This window comes from Serratia sp. CY29653 (genome assembly GCF_052169255.1).
Taxonomy (GTDB): Bacteria; Pseudomonadota; Gammaproteobacteria; order Enterobacterales; family Enterobacteriaceae; genus Serratia; species Serratia sarumanii.
On record NZ_JBJNLC010000001.1, the window covers coordinates 2555306 to 2573350 of the forward strand.

Here is an 18045-nt window from a genome sequence, read left to right on the forward strand (position 1 = left end):
GGGACCCTCTTTATTTATCATAAAGAGGGCGTTATTAATGTCGAACATCTCTGATTCTAACGATAAGCCGGCGAATTAAATGCCGGGGGTACTCTTAGCCGGCCACCCGGTGGTTGCCCATGATCTCCAGCGCCCGCACCAGCGCGGAGTGATCCAGTTCGCCGTCGCCATTGGCGGCGCAGACGTTGAACAACTCCTGGCAAGTGGCGGTATTCGGCAGGCTGAGCGCCAGCGCCTTCGCGCCCTGCAGCGCCAGATTAAGATCCTTCTGGTGCAGCGAGATGCGGAACCCTGGCGCGAACGCCCGCTTGATCATCCGCTCACCGTGCACCTCCAGAATGCGCGACGAGGCGAAACCGCCCATCAGGGCTTCGCGCACCCGGGCCGGATCGGCGCCGGCGCGCGAGGCGAAGACCAGCGCCTCGGAGACCGCTTCGATGGTCAACGCCACGATGATCTGGTTGGCGACCTTGCAGGTTTGCCCGTCGCCGTTGCCGCCGATCAGCGTGATGTTCTTGCCCATCAGCGCCAGCAGCGGCTGTACCCGTTCGAAGGTCGCTTCCTCGCCTCCCACCATGATGGTCAGCGTGCCCTGTTTGGCGCCCACTTCGCCGCCGGAAACCGGCGCGTCCAGATACTGGGCGCCCAGCTGGTTGATGCGCTGCGCGAACCGCTTGGTCTCCAGCGGTGAAATGGAGCTCATATCCACCACCACTTTGCCGTTCAGCTTGCCGGCGGCGCAGCCGCGTTCACCGAACAGCACCTCCTCCACCTGCGGCGTATCCGGCACCATGATGAAGATCACGTCCGCCTCATCCGCCACCTGCTGCGGATCGCCGCAGGCAATGGCCCCGTGCTGCAACAGCGCCGCCGGCACCTGATGCCGGGTATGGGCGTAAAGCGTGTGCCCGCCCGCCAGCAGCTTTTCCGCCATCGGCGCGCCCATGATGCCCAGACCGATAAATCCCACTTTCATTTTCATCTCCTCAAGACAGGTATTTTTTAATCCATGACAGGCCGCTTTCCGTGGTGGTGAGCGGTTTGTATTCACAGCCGATCCAGCCGCGGTAACCCATGCGATCCAGCTGCGCGAAAATAAACTCGCAGTTGATTTCGCCGGTGCCCGGCTCGTGCCGCCCCGGGTTGTCGGCGACCTGAACGTGGTCGATCTTCGCCAGCAGGCGCTCAAGGGTCTGCGTCAGCTCTCCCTCCATGCGCTGCATGTGGTAAAGGTCGTACTGCAGATACAGGTTGGGGCTGCCGATCGCTTCGATCAGTTCGATCGCCTGCCGGGAGGTTTGCAGGTAGAACTGCGGCATGTCGTAGCGGTTGATCGGTTCGATCAGCAGGCGGATATTCTGCCGCGCCAGGGTGTCGGCGGCGTAGCTCAGGTTCTCTTTCACCCGTTCGTCGGTGGTATGGCGGCCGACGGCGGGATCCGGATTGCCGATCAGGCAGTTGATGCGATCGCAGCCCAGCGCCTGCGCATACTCGATCGCGCGCCCGACGCCGTCGCGGAACTCCGCTTCGCGCCCCGGCAAGCAGGCGATGCCCCGTTCGCCCGCCGCCCAGTCGCCGGCCGGCAGGTTGAACAGCATCTGGCTCAGGCGATGCGCCTCCAGTTCGCTGCGCAGCGCGGCGATCGGGTAGTCATAGGGAAACATGTATTCCACCGCGCTGAAGCCCTGCTCCTTCGCCCGACGGAAGCGCTGCATGAAATCGACTTCGGTGAACAGCATGGACAGGTTGGCTGAAAATTTCGGCATGGTAAGGCTCCTCAACGGTAATCAAAGAAGTTGACCGAGGTCGGCGCGTCTTCCGGCGTTGCCGCCACCGGCTCGAACTCGTTGACGTTATCCAGCTCGGTGCCCATGGAAATATTGGTGACGCGCTCCAGGATGATTTCCACCACCACCGGCACCCGGTGCTGCTGCATCAATTCCTGGGCCTGACGGAACGCCGGCGCGATCTCTTCCGGTTTGAACACCCGCAGCGCCTTGCAGCCCAGCCCTTCCGCCACCTTGACGTGATCGACGCCGTACTCGCCAATCTCCGCATTGTTGATGTTTTCAAACGACAGCTGCACGCAGTAATCCATATCGAACCCGCGCTGCGCCTGGCGGATCAGCCCCAGATAGGCGTTGTTCACCAGCACGTGGATATAGGGCAGCTTGAACTGTGCGCCGACCGCCAGCTCTTCAATCATAAATTGGAAATCATAGTCGCCCGACAGCGCGACCACCTTGCGCTGCGGATCGGCGGCGCACACGCCCAGCGCCGCAGGCAACGTCCAGCCCAGCGGGCCGGCCTGGCCGGCGTTGATCCAGTGACGCGGCTCGAAAACGTGCAGCATTTGCGCGGCGGCGATCTGCGACAGCCCGATGGTGGTGACGTAGCAGGCGTCGCGGCCGAAGGCACGGTTCATCTCTTCATACACCCGCTGCGGCTTGACCGGCACGTTGTCGAAGTGGGTCTTGCGCAGCAGCGTTTGCTTGCGCTGCAGACAGGCGGCGCACCAGTCGTCGTGATTCGGCAACTCGCCGCGCTCGAAGCGGCGCTTTGCCGTGTCCACCAGCATTTGCAGCGCGATGCGCGCGTCGGAAACGATGCCCAGATCCGGGCAGATCACCCGGCCAATCTGCGTCGGCTCGATATCGATGTGCACCACCTTGCGCCCGGCGGTGTACTTGTCCACCGAGCCGGTGTGGCGGTTGGCCCAGCGGTTGCCGATGCCGAACACCAGATCCGAATCCAGCAGGTTGGCGTTGCCGTAGCGATGCGAGGTTTGCAGGCCCGCCATGCCCGCCATCAGCGGGTGATCGTCCGGAATGGCGCCCCAGCCCATCAGCGTCGGGATCACCGGCACGTTGCAGATCTCCGCCAGCTGCTGCAGCAGATCCGCCGCGTCGGCGTTGTGAATGCCGCCGCCGGCGATGATCAGCGGCTTTTTCGCCGCGCACAGCAGATCCAGCGCTTTGTCGATCTGCGCCTGGGTGGCCGCCGGCTTATAGGCGGGCAGCGAAGAGTAGGTGTCCGGATCGAACTCGATCTCCGCCATCTGCACGTCGAAAGGCAGGTCGATCAGCACCGGGCCCGGCCGGCCGGATCGCATCAAGTGGAACGCCTGCTGCAGCACGCGCGGCACCAGCGCCGGTTCCTGCACGGTGACCGCCATCTTGGTCACCGGCTTGGCGATCGATTCGATGTCTACCGCCTGAAAATCTTCTTTGTGCAAACGCGCACGCGGCGCCTGGCCGGTGATGCACAGGATCGGGATCGAGTCGGCGGAGGCGGAGTAAAGGCCGGTGATCATGTCGGTGCCCGCCGGGCCGGAGGTGCCGATGCACACGCCGATGTTGCCGGCGGCGGCGCGGGTGTAGCCTTCCGCCATGTGCGAGGCTCCTTCCACGTGCCGCGCCAGGTAGTGTTTGATGCCGCCGTGCCGCCGCATCGCATCGTAGAACGGGTTGATCGCCGCGCCGGGCACGCCGAACGCGGTGGTGATCCCTTCTTTTTCCAGCACGTGCATTGCCGCGTCTACCGCTCGCATAATTGCCATGTGATGCTCTCCTCAATTTATTGGAAAATTTTTCCAACTTAAAATTACGCTCAAAAAAACCCGTTTGCTCATCAAACGGGGAGTCTTGCTCCGCGCCGGTTCAGCCCGGCGCGCGACGTTTACGCCTTGCTGCGCGATTCGCCCAGCGCGGCGCTGATGTCTCTGGCCACTTCACCCACCAGTTCGCCCAGCTCCTTGAACCGCTCCTTGCCGACCCGCGAACTGGGCCCGGAGATGGAGATGGCGGCTATCACGTTGTTGTTGCGATCGAAAATCGCCGAAGCCAGGCAGTTCAGGCCAAGCGCGTGCTCTTCATCGTCGATGGTGTAGCCCTGTTCCAGCGACTGATGCAGATCCTTGCGCAGCAGGTTCACGCTGGTCAGCGTCTTCGGCGTATAGGATTGCAGCCCCGAACGCACGATCAGATCCAGCATCTCCTCTTCCGCCAGCGGGTACAGCAGCGCCTTGCCGGCGCCCGAGGCGTGCAGCGGCAAACGGCTGCCCAGCGGTGCGCACATGCGCACCATCGCCTGGCACTCGCATTGGCGAATCAGCACCGCGTCGAAATTGTTGCGGATCGCCAGGTTGGCGGTCTCGCCGGACAGCAGCATCAGTCGGCGCATGAACGGCCCGGCCACCGATACCACGTCGCGATCGTTCATGTAAGCGGAACCGACGGTGAACGACTGAATGCCGATATGCCACCAGCCCAGCTGTGGATCCTGAAAGACGAATTCCGATTTCTCCAGCACTTTCAACAACCTGAAGGTGGTGGAAAGCGGCAGCTCCAGCTTTTCGGACAGCACGGAAACCGACGAACTCCCCCCGGCGTTGGCCAGGTACTGGAGGATCTCCAGCCCGCGATCCAACGCCTGCGCTCCTTTGGTGGCGCCGGCTTCGGTGGCGGGGCGTCCTTTCCTGCGTAATTCGGTCATTCAAGCTTCCTTTGTCAGTGACGGCATGGGTGACGCTATGATAAACGCCCAGCGCGGCGTGCGGCCAGCGCTATGCCAAAACTATGCGATACGGCTCCGGCAAGCGGCTGACCACGCAGTTGTCGGCGCCCGCGCGGTCGATGGTGAAAAAGTCGGTGACCTTCGCATAGGCGAACAGCGGGTGGTGCCAGACATTGCGATGATAGTTGATCCCCTGTTTGCCGTTGGTGATAAAGGCGCGCAGCGTGCCAACGGGGATGGTTTCGCCCGGTTCGGCGACGATCACCACGAAGCGTTCGCCGTTCATCGGCACAAAGGCCTGCGACGAGAGCGGATGCTTTTCCAACAGGGAAAAGGTCATCGGCAGATCGCAGGGTTCCGCCCGGTTGATGCTGGCCAGCACCCGGTTGCCGTCGGACACCTCTATCCTGGCGAGATCGTGATAACGCTCGGTTTTCCCGTCATTGATATGAAAGAAACGCGAGCCCTCTATCTGCAATACATCGCCGTAAGGCGCAAAGGCCGCCGGCGTTAATTCTTCGATGACTAAATCCATGTGATTCTCCCAAGCGCATGACCCAGACGACGATTGAACGGCGATATTTCACCCAACGCCTTCACTCTAGACAGCGCGTGGTGAATTTGACAGCATTTTTTTGGAAAATTTTTCCACAATAAGATCGACAGCACACTTTATGATCGAAGAGTAATATTAGTTGCCTTAAATCAATGAATTAAAAAACCGCCTGATTCATCATCGGGCAAAATGGGGCGGCGCATATTCATCGCTATCGGGTGATTCTGTGACCGGGATCGTGGGGTTGCGCTTTGCCGCTGCCTATCGCGCCGCAACATCAGTAGATTCTTCTCACCGATAACCGAAAAGGCGGTGTCAGCCAAGGACCCCTCATGCTGGATCACGAAACCATTCGTTCGTTTATCAAGGTTGCCGAGTGCCAAAGTTTCTCCCGCGCGGCGGAGCTGCTGCACAAAACCACCGCCACCATCAGCTACCGCATCAAAACGCTGGAAGAGAGCATCGGCACGCAGCTGTTTATCCGCACCACCCGCACCGTCAACCTGACGCCGGCCGGAGAGTATTTGCTGGAACGCTGCCGCCAGTGGCACACCTGGCTGGACGCCATGCCGGGCGAGCTGCGGCAAATCAACGACGGCGTAGAGCATCAGGTGAATATCGTGATCAACAACCTGCTGTACGACGCCGCCGCCGTAGCCGGGCTGTTAACTCACCTGCACGACAAATACCCGTTCACCCAATTCCACATTTCCCGCCAGGTGTACATGGGCGTGTGGGACGCGCTGCTGAATGAGGATTGCCATCTGGCGATCGGCGCGGCGGGCAATGAATCGCTGGAAAACAGCATCAAGGTGCTGCCGCTGGGCAAAATAGAGTGGGTGTTCGCCATCGCGCCGACGCACCCGCTGGCCGCCGCCGCCGATCCGCTGAACGAAACGCAGCTGCGCCCTTACGCCGCGATCAACGTCGAAGATACCGCACGCCATTTGGCCAAGCGCACCGCCTGGCTGCTGTCGGGCCAGCAGGAAATCAAGGTGCCGGATCTGCGCACCAAGCTGGAGTGCCATCTGCGCGGTCTCGGGATCGGTTTCCTTCCGCGCCGGCTGTGCCAAACTTATCTGGAGAGCGGCGAGTTGGTGGCCAAACAGCTCAAATACCCGCGCCAGTCTTCTCCCCTGTCGCTGGCCTGGTCCGATGCTCGCGGCGGCGAAGCGGTGCGCACCCTTATCAACCTGTTCCAGACGCGGGATCCGCTGATCGCGGGTTTGATCGGCGCTCTGGATTAAGTCGCGGTATCGGTAGGCATTTTTCCGGCGCTGACGTAATATCTGTTTACATATGTCTGACAGGAGGTTTGCATGCTTACTTTTATCCCCATCGTGATCGTCGTCGCGCTGATTGTGGTGTTCGCCGGCGTCAAAATTGTGCCGCAGGGGTTCCAATGGACGGTAGAACGCTTCGGCCGCTACACCAAAACGCTGATGCCGGGCCTGAACCTGGTGGTGCCGTTCATGGACCGCATCGGCCGTAAAATCAACATGATGGAACAGGTGCTGGACATTCCCTCACAGGAGGTGATTTCCCGCGATAACGCCAACGTCGCCATCGACGCGGTGTGCTTTATCCAGGTGGTCGATCCGGCCCGCGCCGCCTACGAGGTCAGCAACCTCGAACAGGCGATCGTCAACCTGACCATGACCAACTTCCGCACCGTGCTCGGCTCAATGGAGCTGGACGAAATGCTGTCGCAGCGCGACAGCATCAACAGCCGCCTGCTGCACATCGTCGATGAAGCGACCAATCCGTGGGGGGTGAAAATCACCCGTATCGAGATCCGCGACGTGCGGCCGCCGGCGGAACTGATCGCCTCGATGAACGCCCAGATGAAGGCCGAACGGACCAAGCGCGCCGACATCCTGGAGGCGGAAGGGGTGCGTCAGGCGGCCATTCTGCGCGCCGAGGGGGAGAAACAGTCGCAGATCCTGAAGGCCGAGGGCGAACGCCAGTCGGCATTCCTGCAGGCGGAAGCGCGTGAACGCGCCGCCGAGGCCGAGGCGCGCGCCACCCAGCTGGTGTCGGACGCCATCGCCAGCGGCAACATTCAGGCGGTGAACTACTTCGTGGCGCAGAAATACACCGACGCGCTGCAGAAGATCGGTTCCTCCAACAACAGCAAGGTGGTGATGATGCCGCTGGACGCCAGCAGCCTCCTCGGCTCTATCGGCGGCATTACCGAACTGCTGAAAGAAAGCAAAGGCAAATAATCATGCTCGAACTGATCGCGGCGAATCCGCTGTGGTTTTGGCTCTCCCTCGGGGGCGTGTTGCTGGCGGCGGAAATGCTCGGCGCCGGCGGTTACCTGCTGTGGAGCGGCGTGGCGGCGCTGTTGGTCGGCGTGCTGATCTGGCTGCTGCCGCCGCTTTCCTGGGCGTGGCAGGGCATGATCTTCGCCGTCCTGACCGTCGTCGTCGCCTATCTGTGGTGGTACTGGCTGCGCCGGCGCCCGGCGGCCGCATCCGGCGGTTCGCCGGTGCTCAACCAGCGCAACCGCCAGCTGATCGGCACTCGCGCCACGCTGACGGAGCCGATGCACAACGGCATGGGGCGCATCAATATCGGCGACAGCAGCTGGCGCGCGCAGGCGGCGGAAGATCTGCCCGCCGGCACAGAAGTGGAAGTGGTAGCGGTGGAAGGCGTCACGCTGGTGATCCGCGCCATCGGCCGCTAATTTGAACGACAGCATCCTGCCAGGTTGTTGATGATGGGGCACTCCGCCCCCTCGTCGCCCGGGCATTGGTCGGCCAGCGTCACCAGGCGCTGGCGCATTTCGCCCAGTTCGCTGATGTGCCTGTCGATCTCCGCCACCTTCTGCAGCGTGCGCGCCTTCACGTCGGCGCTGTGGCGGGCCGGATCGTTGAACAACGCCACCAGCTCGCGGCACTCGTCCAGGTTGAAGCCCACCTGCCGCGCCTGGCGCAGCAGCGTCAGCTCTTCAACGTGCCTGGCGGAATAATGGCGGTAACCGTTATCGCTGCGGATCGGGGCGGTAATCAGCGCTTTCTCTTCGTAAAAACGAATCGTTTTGCTGGTTAACCCGGTTTTTTTCGCGACGTCGCTAATATTCATTTTCCCTCCTTGACCTTACCCTTGCTGGAAGGTTTAAGCTCCATTCTTAGTGAAAACAGGTCAGGCGGTCAACCTTTAAACACCGTCTTTTAAGCAAGGAGTTCAATCATGTCACACACCACTATGCTGGCATTGCAGGGGCTGTCCTGCATGAACTGCGCGCAGCGGGTGAAAAAAGCCCTGGAAAGCCGCAGCGATGTCGAACAGGCGGACGTTAACGTGCATTACGCCAAAGTGACCGGCGACGCACCGGACAGCGCGCTGATCGACAGTGTGATCGCCGCCGGTTATCAGGCCGAAGTCGCGCCGCGCGCCGATACCGAACTGCAGCTGAGCGGCCTGAGCTGCATGCACTGCGTCGGCACCACCCGCAAAGCGCTGGAAGCGGTGCCGGGCGTGTTCGCCGCCGACGTCGCTATCGACAGCGCGAAAGTGTACGGCGATGCCGATCCGCAGGCGCTGATCGCCGCGGTGGAAAATGCCGGTTATCACGCCGGCGTAGCGGGCGCCGTCGCCCCAAAAACTGAGCCGTTGACTGACGCAACACCTTCGTTGCCGGACGTTCAGCCAGCGGCGCAATCTCCCCTTCCGGCAACCGACGGCGCGGACGACAGCGTACAGCTGCTACTCAGCGGCATGACCTGCGCCAGCTGCGTCAATAAAGTGCAGCAGGCGCTGCAAAGCGTTCCCGGCGTTGAGCACGCGCGCGTCAACCTGGCGGAACGCAGCGCGCTGGTGACCGGCGCCGCCGATGCGCAGGCGCTGGTGGCGGCGGTGGAAAAAGCCGGCTACGGCGCCGAAATGATTCAGGACGAGACCGAACGCCGCGAGCGCCAACAGCAGACCGCACGCGCCAACATGAAGCGCTTTAGCTGGCAGGCGGCGCTGGGTCTGGCGTTGGGTATCCCGCTGATGGCCTGGGGGCTGTTCGGCGGCAGCATGACGCTGACGCCGGAAACCCAGCGCCCCTGGCTGCTGGTCGGCGTCATCACCCTGGCGGTGATGGTGTTCGCCGGCGGGCACTTCTACCGCAACGCCTGGCGCGCGCTGATGAACGGCAGCGCCACCATGGATACCCTGGTGGCGCTCGGCACCGGCGCCGCCTGGCTCTATTCGATCGCCGTCAACATCTGGCCCGATTTCTTCCCGATGGAGGCGCGCCACCTCTATTACGAGGCCAGCGCGATGATCATCGGTTTGATCAACCTCGGCCATGCGCTGGAGCAGCGTGCTCGCCAGCGTTCTTCGCAGGCGCTGGAACGGCTGCTGGATCTGACGCCGCCTACCGCACGGCTGGTAACCGACGACGGCGAGCGCGATATCCCGCTGGCGGAGGTGCAGCTCGGCATGACGCTGCGGCTGACCACCGGCGATCGCGTGCCGGTCGACGGTGAAATCGTGCAGGGCGAAGTCTGGCTCGATGAAGCGATGCTGACCGGCGAAGCGGTGCCGCAGCAGAAAGGTCCCGGCGATACGGTGCATGCCGGGACGGTGGTCGACGACGGCAGCGTGCTGTTCCGCGCCGCCGCCATCGGCAGCCAAACCACGCTGGCGCGCATCATCAAACTGGTGCGCCAGGCGCAGAGCAGTAAACCGGCGATTGGCCAACTGGCCGATCGCGTCTCGGCGGTGTTCGTGCCGGCGGTGGTGGCGATCGCCCTGTTCAGCGCGGCGATATGGTACTTCTTCGGCCCGCAGCCGCAGCTGGTCTACACGTTGGTGATCGCCACCACGGTGCTGATCATCGCCTGCCCGTGCGCATTGGGATTGGCGACGCCGATGTCGATCATCTCCGGCGTGGGCCGCGCGGCGGAGTTTGGCGTGCTGGTACGCGACGCCGACGCCCTGCAGCAGGCCAGCCAGCTGGACACCCTGGTGTTCGACAAAACCGGCACCCTGACCGAAGGAAAGCCGCAGGTGGTGGAGATCCTGACCTTCAATCAGGTCAGCGAACGGCAGGCGATCGGCTGGGCCGCCGCGCTGGAGCAAGGCTCCAATCACCCGCTGGCGCGCGCCATCATGGAACGCGCCGCCGGGCAAACGCTGCCGCAGGTCGCGCAGTTCCGCACCCTGCGCGGCGCCGGCGTCAGCGGGGAGATCGACGGCGTGCAGTTGCTGCTGGGCAACGCCGCGCTGCTGGAGCAGCATCAGGTCGCGACCGCCGAACTGGAAGCGCCGATGCGCGACCAGGCCGAGCGCGGCGTGACGCCGGTGCTGCTGGCCGTTGACGGTAAACCGGCCGCGCTGTTCGCCATTCGCGATCCGCTGCGCGAGGACAGCGTCGCGGCGCTGCAGCGCCTGCACCAGCAGGGGTATCAGCTGGTGATGCTGACCGGCGACAATCCGGTGACCGCCAACGCCATCGCCAAAGAGGCCGGTATCGATCGGGTGATTGCCGGGGTGCTGCCGGACGGCAAAGCGGCGGCGATCAAACAGCTGCAGGCGCAGGGCCAACGCGTGGCGATGGTCGGCGACGGCATCAACGACGCCCCGGCGCTGGCGCAGGCCGACGTGGGCATCGCGATGGGCGGCGGCAGCGACATCGCCATCGAGACCGCCGCCATCACCCTGATGCGCCACAGCCTGCACGGCGTGGCGGATGCGGTGGAACTGTCGAAGGCCACGCTGCGCAACATGAAGCAGAACCTGTTCGGCGCCTTTATCTACAATACGCTGGGCATCCCGATCGCCGCCGGCGTGCTCTACCCGCTGACCGGCACGCTGCTCAGCCCGGTGGTGGCGGGCGCGGCGATGGCGCTGTCGTCGATTACCGTGGTCAGCAACGCCAACCGGCTGCTGCGTTTTAAACCCAGGAAGTGATCTCAGGGGTGCCGTCATGGCGCCCCGCCGTTTTCCGGGCTTTCCTGCGCGGCGGATAGCGTTTAGCATGAATGACGATTTTTCCTCGCCTTTCATGCTGAAACGCGCACCCGCTACTCAGGAGCCACGCCGTATGGGTCAACTGTTACGCCGCCTCGCCGCCTTTCTCGGCCTGATCTCGCCCAAACGATACGCTTATCCGGCGCTGGACATCACTCTGCCGGGCGATCGTCGGCTGCATCTGGTGGGCAGCATCCATATGGGCACCGTCGATATGTCGCCGCTGCCGGCGCGGCTGGCCGCCCGGCTGCAGCAGGCCGACGCGCTGATCGTCGAGGCCGATATCACCGATTCCGCCTCCCCTTTTGACCACGCAGAACCGCAGCCGGCGCTGGAACAGCGCCTGTCCGCCGAAGAATATCAACGGCTGCTGGCGCTGTGCCACGAGCTGGGCGCCGATCCACACGCCTTCGCCACCCTGCCTGGCTGGCAGGTGGCGCTGATGATGCAGGCGCGCCAGGCTCAGCGTCTGGGGCTGCGGGCGGAGTACGGCGTGGACTATCAGCTGCTGCAGGCCGCCCGCGCGCATGACAAACCGGTGATCGAGCTGGAAGGGGCGCAGCAGCAGTTGGCGATGCTGGAACAGCTGCCGGAAGGCGGCATCGCGCTGCTGCGCGATACGCTGGAGCACTGGCACACCAACGCGCGGCTGCTGCAAACCATGGTGAGCTGGTGGCTAGACGCCAAACCGCGCGGCACGCTGGACACCCTGCCCGCCACCTTCAGCGCCGGGCTGTACGATGTGCTGATGCATCAGCGCAATCGCGACTGGCGGCGTCAGTTGGAGGCGCTGCCGGCGGGTGACTATGTGGTGGCGGTTGGCGCATTGCACCTGTACGGCGAGGATAACCTGCCGGCGATGCTGCAGCCACAGGGCTAAAAAAGAGGCCAATATCGCTATTGGCCAGTCAAAGAGGAATTTCTTGTATTGTAGTTATACGCATAGCAACCGTGTTAACGGTTACAACAAACAGGGTAGCAACCCGGTGAATATCTTGGCAACCCGCTTTATGTAACAGCCGCTCAGGTTGCCGGGCGGGTTGGATTTTTGTATTTTTAAGGCTGGTTATCACCCCTTCCCCGTTAGGGACATTTTGGACAATACATTATGACGCCCGCAGTCGTTCTGCTCGAGAAACAAAAGGTCGCCTTCACCCTTCATCCGTATCACCACGACAGCGACGAAACCAACTTCGGCGACGAAGCGGTGAGAAAGCTGGGGCTGGATGCCGATCGGGTTTACAAAACGCTGCTGGTGGCGCTGAACGGCGACGCCAAACATCTGGCGGTGGCGGTCACGCCGGTCGCCACCCAGTTGGATCTGAAAAAGGTCGCCCGCGCGCTCGGCGCCAAAAAGGCCGAGATGGCCGATCCGCAGCTGGCCCAGCGCGTCACCGGGTATCTGGTGGGCGGCATCAGCCCGCTGGGGCAGAAAAAACGGCTGCCGACGGTGATCGACAGCCCGGCGCAAGCGTTCGCCACCATCTACGTTTCCGGCGGCAAACGCGGGCTGGACATCGAACTGGCCGCCGCCGATCTATGCCGCCTGCTGGCCGGCAGCTTCGCCGACATAGCCAAGCGCGACTGACGCCGCCTTCTCAGCGGCACACCACCGTGGCGTCACAGGCCGCCAGCGTCTCGACCAGGTGATCCTCCAGCGCTTTCACCTCTGCGCCGGGCACCAGGTAATTGTTGCTGATGATGGCGAACGCCAGCGGCCGCCCGGTCGCCGAGTCGACATAGCCGCTGAGCGACGATACCCCGGTCATGGAACCGCTCTTGGCGTGGGCGCGGCCGGCAGCCGCGCTTTTCACCATGCGGCTCCGCAGCGTGCCGCCCACCAGCAGCCCCGGCTGGCCCGCGATGGGCAAGGCGTTATACCAGTCGGCGAACCACGGCTGTTTTCTGGCCGCCAGCAGCAGCGTCGTCAGCTGCTGCGGCGTGATCTGGTTCATGCGCGACAGCCCGGAACCGTCCACCTGGCGGTACGCGCCGGTCTCGATGCCCTGGCTTTGCACAAACCGGCCGATCGCCTGCAGGCCGGCGGCCCAGTCCCCCTTGCCCTGCGTCTTGCGGCCCATCGCTTTGGTCAATACCTCGCCGTAACCATTGTTGGACACTTTCAGGAAGGTGACGGCCAATCGGGAGAGCGGCGGCGAGGTTTTTTCCGCCAGCAGCCGGGCACCCGCAGGGGTCACGCCTTCTTCAGCGTTGCCGCGCAGCGTGATGCCGTGCGCGCGCAGGGCATTTTGCAATAAGGCGCCAACCACGCGGGCGGGCTGATCGACGGTAATCAAGCGTGAGCTGGCCTCCGCCTGCGCGGCGACGGTGCCGCTGACCACGATTCGGTTGCTGCCCGGCTGGCGATCGAACGTCAGTGCGGTGTCACCGCCGGTGGTGGTGCGGTTGACCAGCGTCACCGCGTCATTGGCGGGATAGAAACTCACCCGCCCTGGCGCACCGGCGCGGGCGCCCGGCTGCACGTCCACCTGCACCACGTTGATATCGCCGCCGGGGGTAAAGGCATAGTTCAGCGCCGAGATCGGCGCGGCGAAGGCGAAGGGTTCGTCGTCCCAGCTCCAGCCGGCGCCGAATGGCGTTTGATCGAACGCGCTGGCATCCAGGATCAGCCGCCCATGGATATGGCGAATGCCGCGCTGCGCCAGCGTGGCGGCGAAGGTGTCAAGATCGTCCGGGTGCAGCGTCGGATCGCCGCTGCCCTGCAGATAGAGATCCCCCCGCAAGGTGTCGCCGCGCTGCTCGCCGGTGGTCAGCAGCCGGGTTTCAAACCGGTAATCCGCCCCCAGCACGCCGAACGCCGCCAGAGACGTGAACATCTTCATGTTGGAAGCCGGCGCCAAACGCTGCTCCGCGTGCGCCTGATACAGCACGGTGCCGCTCTCGGCGTCGCGCACCATCACGCCGCTCGACGCCCCAATCAGCGCCTTGTCCTGGCCGAGGGCCGTCAGCGCCTGGCTAAGCGTTTGCTCATGACGTTGGCCGGATGACGAACACCCCGCCAGCGCCAGGATGGCGGGCAGCAGCCAGCCTGCGGTTTTCAACATGTCATCTTCCTGCTTGCGTTATCAAAACCAAATTGCCGCTCAGGCTATCATTGGAAGGCGGCGGTGGCGAGAATGTCCGGCCCGTTTATCATTCAGATACGCTCAGGCAACGCCAAACGGCGCTCGTTGTGCACCACCCGCCACGCCAACAGCAGCACGCACAGGCTGCAGAGCGACAGCACGGCGCCCAGGTGCTGCGACAGCCCGGCCAGCACCAAGCCACCGCCAAGCATCAGGTAATACATCAGGCCAAGGATCGCGCCGGCGGTGCCCATGCAGTCTTTATAATGCCGCAGCGCGCGCGCCAGAATATTGGGAATGGCGATGCCGTACGCCATCACCACCAGCATCATCGGCAGAACGAACCACAAGCTCCCTTCCAGCAGCAGTACCAGCAGGCCGCCGGCCAGTGACAAAACGCAGGCCAGCATCAGCAACGCGGGGAACAGCCAGTGTTTGCCGATCAAAAACTTGTTGATCGCCGCGCCGATACCGACCCCGGCCGCCAACACCAAACCGGTATAACCGAACCACTGCGCCGGCAGTTCCAACGCCGCGAAGTGGAATGGCGCCAGCTGATAATAGCTGAACATGCAAATATTGAACAACGCCACCAGCAGCGCACTGAGCCAAATATCCCCGTCCTTGATCATCCGCCCCAGCGTGCCGAAAAATGAATGCTTCACCACCTGTTGCGGACGCGTCTCCGGCAGTTGCCAACCGGCATAGCCCAGCAACAGCGCCGCCAACAGCGCCAAACCGCCAAACACCCCCTGATAGCCCCAATAGTGAGTCAGCACTGCGCCGCTCAATACGCCAACCGCCGGGCTGATCGCCATGGCGATCCCCATCACCGAGAACACCCGCGCCAACTCATAACCGTCGAAGCGATCGCGAATCGCCGTTTGCGTCCCGACCGAACCGACCGCCGCGCCAAAGGCGGCCAGCACCCGCGCCGCCAGCAGCACGCTGAAGCTGCCGCTGAACAGTGCGACGATAGAAGCCAGCAGATAGAGCGTCAGCCCGGCCAAAATGGTGGGACGGCGTCCGATAACGTCGCACATCCGCCCCCAAACCACCACGCCCAGCGCAAAGGCGAAAAAGTAGCAAGAGAGCGTTTGCGCCGCCATTTCCGCACTTACCCGGAAACCGTGCGCAATGTGCGTCAATGCCGGGCTGTAGATGGTCTCCACCACCTGGGGAAACATCATCATCGACGTCGCCAATGTCAGAGTCAGCTTACGTTGCATAACAGATCCTGTAGCCAAGAATAAGCTGCACAAGGTAGCATCTGCTCCCGGCGCCGATTACAATATAAAAGACAATAAATTTACAAAATCGGACATACTATGGCGTGGCTTCAGGCGCAGGACAGTTTTAATCCGGATACGCTCGACAACGGCGTGCTCGGGATCGCCGCCGAACTGGCGCAGCACGACTCTGGCACGCATTGGCATGACAGGGGCCAGTTGCTGTTCTGTCAGCAAGGCAGCATGCGTATCACGCTCAACCAAAGCATCTGTATGCTGCCGCCGGGCAGAGTTGCCTGGATCCCGCCGCAAGTGGCTCACCGCGTTCAGGTCAACGGCGTAGTCGGTTACCGTTCGCTTTATCTCGACGCCGATCGCTATGCCTGTCTGCCTGCGCAGCTTGCCGTACTGACAGCCTCGCCGCTACTGCGCGAGGTGTTGGAACGCATCGCGTTCGCCGCATTCGACACCGACTGGCAGCATGGGCCTCACGCCAATATTCTGGCGGTCTGCCTGGACGAGATCGCCGCCGCGCCGCGCGAACTGACGTTGCTACCGCTGCCCAGCGACCGGCGCCTGCGCCATCTGGCCAATCTGGACATGCTTCCGCCGCTGCACGAGCTATCGCGCTACAGCGGCGCTTCCGAGAAAACCATCAGCCGGATTTTCCGCCGTGAAACCGGCCTCAGTTATCAACAGTGGCGTCAGCAATGGCGCCTGATCAAAGCAATAGAGATGCTGGCCGCAGGGCTGAGCCAATCCGACGTCGCCGGTCGGCTGGCGTTTTCCAGCGACAGCGCCTTCGCCACTTTTTTCAAGAATATGGTGGGCTGCCCGCCGAGGGCGTATATGGAGAGAAGAAAGTAAGAGGCCGTCTAAAACGGCAACGCCGACAGAATGCGTTGATGGGGAGGAAAAAAGCGACGGCGGGAACGGCGCCCCCGCGACAAGCGAGAAACGCCGTTCCGCTACGCCCTTATCGATAGACGATCTCGCCCTTCGGCTCGTAGGCCGCCGCATCCAGCGGTGAATGTTTCTCGATGTACTGCTTCAACACCTCGGCGTCGATAAAGCCGGTGTTGACGTAGCTCGGCAGCCCGTCCAGCTTCGGATAGCCGTCGCCGCCCAGCGCGTTGAAGTTCAGCGTCGCCATGCGGTAGGTTTTATCCGCCTGCAGCGGCTGGCCGTTGATCTTCACCTCGCTGACGCCCTTGCCGTCCGCCACCAGGCTGACGTTGGCGAACTGGGCGTAGGCGCCGGAATCCGGCTTCATGTTGGCCACCACCGCCAGGTACTGCTCAACCTCGCTGCCTTTCATATCGACATGCACCAGGGTGTTGCCGAACGGCTGTACCTTGAGCACGTTCTTATAGGTGATATCGCCGCTTTCAATCGAATCGCGCACCCCGCCGCCGCTCATCACCGCGAAGTCGGCATCGGCGCGCTCCCTCTGCGCCGCCAGCATCACCCGCGCCAGGTTGGTCTGCACGAAGCGCACCTTGCTGCGATCGCCCTCCAGCTTGCCGTTAACGCTGCCGATCTTCACGCCCAACTGCGCCTTGCCCTTCTCCTGGAACGGCGTCAGCAGTTTCATCATGGTCTGGTCTTCCGCGATCTGCTGGGTGTAGTACACCCGCTCGCTGGTGCCGTCCGCCTTCTCCACCTTCTTCTTCAGGTTTACCGGGATCAGCTGATAATGCACCAGCTTCAGCTCGCCGTTGCGGAATTCGAAGTCGGCGCGGCCCACGTATTTACCCCACTCGTGCGCCTGCACGATCCAGGTGCCGTTCTGGCGATCCGGCGAGCATGGCGTGCCCGGCACGTAATCTGCCTGTTTGCGGTTGTCGCCGGCCATGCACACCGGATCCTGCGAGTGGCCGCCGACAATCATGTCGAGATACCCGACCGGCAGGCTGCGCGCCATTTCCACGTCGCCCGGCGCGTTCGAGCCGTGTTCGCCGTTGTCGTAGTGCCCCATATGGGTGGCGGCGATAATCACGTCCGGCTTCTCGTCCTTACGCAGTTGCTCCACCACCTGCTTCGCCTCCTGCGCCGGCACGCGGAACTCCATGTCGGTGAAGTACTCCGGGTTGCCTATCTTGGCGGTGTCGTCGGTCGTCAGGCCGATCACGGCAATCTTGATGCCCTGCTTGTCGAACAAGGCGTAAGGCTTGAACAGGCGCTGGCCGGTGCTTTTCTGGTAGATATTGGCGGACAGCAACGGGAAGGTCGCCCATTTTTCCTGCTGCCGCAGCACGCTCAGCGGGTTGTCGAATTCGTGGTTGCCGATCGCCATCGCGTCGTAACCCACCAGGTTCATGCCGCGGAAGTCCGGCTCGGCGTCCTGCAAATCCGATTCCGGCACGCCGGTGTTGATATCGCCGCCGGACAGCAACAGCAGGCTGCCACCCTGCGCCGCCACTTCCTGACGAATGCCGTCCACCAACGTTTTCTGCGCGCCCAGGCCGTATTCGCCATGATCGTTCTGCCAGAAGTGACCGTGATGGTCGTTGGTATGCAGAATGGTGATGGCGTAGGTCTTATCCTTTTCCCAGGCACTGGCGGCCCCCGACAGCAACGTCAGGGAAATGGCCAACGCACATGCGGTGGTTTTCAGCGAAAAACGCATGGCGGATCTCCGTGTATTAAATGGCTTTTATGATGAGGGCGAAATTGTAGCGCGAATCAATGA

16 protein-coding genes are annotated in these 18045 nt (G+C 62.7%); 7 read left to right on the forward strand and 9 right to left on the reverse strand.

Features of this window, described 5'->3' with window-relative positions; genetic code table 11:
- Window positions 1-94: 94 nt before the first annotated feature.
- The 5 genes from glxR to ACJ8HN_RS12385 all read right to left on the reverse strand — a co-directional run bounded on the left by glxR (window position 95) and on the right by ACJ8HN_RS12385 (window position 5050).
- On the reverse strand, window positions 95-976 hold the full coding sequence (gene glxR, locus ACJ8HN_RS12365; RefSeq protein ID WP_049196309.1) for a 2-hydroxy-3-oxopropionate reductase: 882 nt from the start codon (window positions 974-976) through the stop codon (window positions 95-97).
- A gap of 10 nt (window positions 977-986) precedes the next feature.
- Window positions 987-1766, reverse strand: a complete 780-nt coding sequence (gene hyi, locus ACJ8HN_RS12370) for a hydroxypyruvate isomerase (RefSeq protein ID WP_442523472.1) — start codon at window positions 1764-1766, stop codon at window positions 987-989.
- 11 nt (window positions 1767-1777) lie between these two features.
- A complete protein-coding gene (gene gcl, locus ACJ8HN_RS12375) occupies window positions 1778-3559 on the reverse strand; it encodes a glyoxylate carboligase (protein ID WP_442523473.1) in 1782 nt (593 codons plus the stop codon).
- Window positions 3560-3678: 119 nt separating this feature from the next.
- Entirely contained in the window at window positions 3679-4494 is an 816-nt protein-coding gene (allR, locus tag ACJ8HN_RS12380; RefSeq protein WP_015376892.1) for an HTH-type transcriptional repressor AllR, read from the reverse strand.
- Between the two features lie 70 nt (window positions 4495-4564).
- Window positions 4565-5050 (reverse strand): ureidoglycolate lyase, encoded by a 486-nt coding sequence (locus ACJ8HN_RS12385; RefSeq protein ID WP_033653231.1) that lies wholly within the window; start codon window positions 5048-5050, stop codon window positions 4565-4567.
- 353 nt (window positions 5051-5403) lie between these two features.
- Between ACJ8HN_RS12385 and allS the strand changes: the two genes are divergently transcribed.
- The 3 genes from allS (at window position 5404) to ACJ8HN_RS12400 (ending at window position 7760) form a co-directional block, all read left to right on the forward strand.
- Window positions 5404-6318, forward strand: a complete 915-nt coding sequence (gene allS / locus ACJ8HN_RS12390) for an HTH-type transcriptional activator AllS (RefSeq protein ID WP_033653232.1) — start codon at window positions 5404-5406, stop codon at window positions 6316-6318.
- Window positions 6319-6390: 72 nt separating this feature from the next.
- Window positions 6391-7296 (forward strand): SPFH domain-containing protein, encoded by a 906-nt coding sequence (locus ACJ8HN_RS12395; protein ID WP_004940203.1) that lies wholly within the window; start codon window positions 6391-6393, stop codon window positions 7294-7296.
- A 2-nt stretch (window positions 7297-7298) separates the two neighbouring features.
- Window positions 7299-7760: an NfeD family protein gene (locus ACJ8HN_RS12400; RefSeq protein ID WP_033637369.1), complete on the forward strand. Its 462-nt coding sequence runs from the start codon at window positions 7299-7301 to the stop codon at window positions 7758-7760.
- Here the strand turns inward: ACJ8HN_RS12400 and cueR are convergent.
- Window positions 7757-8158 (reverse strand): Cu(I)-responsive transcriptional regulator, encoded by a 402-nt coding sequence (gene cueR / locus ACJ8HN_RS12405; protein WP_033637368.1) that lies wholly within the window; start codon window positions 8156-8158, stop codon window positions 7757-7759. The two genes, ACJ8HN_RS12400 and cueR, sit on opposite strands and share 4 nt — an antisense overlap.
- Before the next feature lie 108 nt (window positions 8159-8266).
- On the opposite strand from cueR, the gene copA reads away from it, so the two are divergent.
- From copA to ybaK, 3 genes are all read left to right on the forward strand, one after another.
- A complete protein-coding gene (copA, locus tag ACJ8HN_RS12410; protein ID WP_442523474.1) occupies window positions 8267-10978 on the forward strand; it encodes a copper-exporting P-type ATPase CopA in 2712 nt (903 codons plus the stop codon).
- Between the two features lie 133 nt (window positions 10979-11111).
- The gene (locus ACJ8HN_RS12415) at window positions 11112-11918 is read left to right on the forward strand and encodes a TraB/GumN family protein (protein WP_342181945.1); all 807 of its coding nucleotides are present in this window, start codon (window positions 11112-11114) and stop codon (window positions 11916-11918) included.
- A 228-nt stretch (window positions 11919-12146) separates the two neighbouring features.
- Complete coding sequence (gene ybaK, locus ACJ8HN_RS12420) at window positions 12147-12626, forward strand: Cys-tRNA(Pro)/Cys-tRNA(Cys) deacylase YbaK (RefSeq protein ID WP_004940240.1); 480 nt, start codon at window positions 12147-12149, stop codon at window positions 12624-12626.
- Between the two features lie 10 nt (window positions 12627-12636).
- On the opposite strand, the gene dacB is transcribed toward ybaK, so the two are convergent.
- Both dacB and ACJ8HN_RS12430 read right to left on the reverse strand, forming a co-directional pair.
- Window positions 12637-14103: a D-alanyl-D-alanine carboxypeptidase/D-alanyl-D-alanine endopeptidase gene (gene dacB / locus ACJ8HN_RS12425; protein WP_442523475.1), complete on the reverse strand. Its 1467-nt coding sequence runs from the start codon at window positions 14101-14103 to the stop codon at window positions 12637-12639.
- A gap of 92 nt (window positions 14104-14195) precedes the next feature.
- Window positions 14196-15353, reverse strand: a complete 1158-nt coding sequence (locus ACJ8HN_RS12430; RefSeq protein WP_086579517.1) for a multidrug effflux MFS transporter — start codon at window positions 15351-15353, stop codon at window positions 14196-14198.
- Window positions 15354-15452: 99 nt separating this feature from the next.
- Between ACJ8HN_RS12430 and ACJ8HN_RS12435 the strand changes: the two genes are divergently transcribed.
- Entirely contained in the window at window positions 15453-16220 is a 768-nt protein-coding gene (locus ACJ8HN_RS12435; RefSeq protein WP_033637359.1) for an AraC family transcriptional regulator, read from the forward strand.
- A 109-nt stretch (window positions 16221-16329) separates the two neighbouring features.
- On the opposite strand, the gene ushA is transcribed toward ACJ8HN_RS12435, so the two are convergent.
- Window positions 16330-17982 (reverse strand): bifunctional UDP-sugar hydrolase/5'-nucleotidase UshA, encoded by a 1653-nt coding sequence (gene ushA, locus ACJ8HN_RS12440; protein WP_442523476.1) that lies wholly within the window; start codon window positions 17980-17982, stop codon window positions 16330-16332.
- Between the last annotated feature and the right edge of the window lie 63 nt (window positions 17983-18045).

Bases quoted from the DNA above. Each gene is read 5' to 3' on its own strand.
- glxR (WP_049196309.1), bottom strand. From the start codon at position 976: ATGAAAGTGGGATTTATCGGTCTGGGCATCATGGGCGCGCCGATGGCG.
- hyi (WP_442523472.1), bottom strand. From the start codon at position 1,766: ATGCCGAAATTTTCAGCCAACCTGTCCATGCTGTTCACCGAAGTCGAT.
- gcl (WP_442523473.1), bottom strand. From the start codon at position 3,559: ATGGCAATTATGCGAGCGGTAGACGCGGCAATGCACGTGCTGGAAAAA.
- allR (WP_015376892.1), bottom strand. From the start codon at position 4,494: ATGACCGAATTACGCAGGAAAGGACGCCCCGCCACCGAAGCCGGCGCC.
- ACJ8HN_RS12385 (WP_033653231.1), bottom strand. From the start codon at position 5,050: ATGGATTTAGTCATCGAAGAATTAACGCCGGCGGCCTTTGCGCCTTAC.
- allS (WP_033653232.1), top strand. From the start codon at position 5,404: ATGCTGGATCACGAAACCATTCGTTCGTTTATCAAGGTTGCCGAGTGC.
- ACJ8HN_RS12395 (WP_004940203.1), top strand. From the start codon at position 6,391: ATGCTTACTTTTATCCCCATCGTGATCGTCGTCGCGCTGATTGTGGTG.
- ACJ8HN_RS12400 (WP_033637369.1), top strand. From the start codon at position 7,299: ATGCTCGAACTGATCGCGGCGAATCCGCTGTGGTTTTGGCTCTCCCTC.
- cueR (WP_033637368.1), bottom strand. From the start codon at position 8,158: ATGAATATTAGCGACGTCGCGAAAAAAACCGGGTTAACCAGCAAAACG.
- copA (WP_442523474.1), top strand. From the start codon at position 8,267: ATGTCACACACCACTATGCTGGCATTGCAGGGGCTGTCCTGCATGAAC.
- ACJ8HN_RS12415 (WP_342181945.1), top strand. From the start codon at position 11,112: ATGGGTCAACTGTTACGCCGCCTCGCCGCCTTTCTCGGCCTGATCTCG.
- ybaK (WP_004940240.1), top strand. From the start codon at position 12,147: ATGACGCCCGCAGTCGTTCTGCTCGAGAAACAAAAGGTCGCCTTCACC.
- dacB (WP_442523475.1), bottom strand. From the start codon at position 14,103: ATGTTGAAAACCGCAGGCTGGCTGCTGCCCGCCATCCTGGCGCTGGCG.
- ACJ8HN_RS12430 (WP_086579517.1), bottom strand. From the start codon at position 15,353: ATGCAACGTAAGCTGACTCTGACATTGGCGACGTCGATGATGATGTTT.
- ACJ8HN_RS12435 (WP_033637359.1), top strand. From the start codon at position 15,453: ATGGCGTGGCTTCAGGCGCAGGACAGTTTTAATCCGGATACGCTCGAC.
- ushA (WP_442523476.1), bottom strand. From the start codon at position 17,982: ATGCGTTTTTCGCTGAAAACCACCGCATGTGCGTTGGCCATTTCCCTG.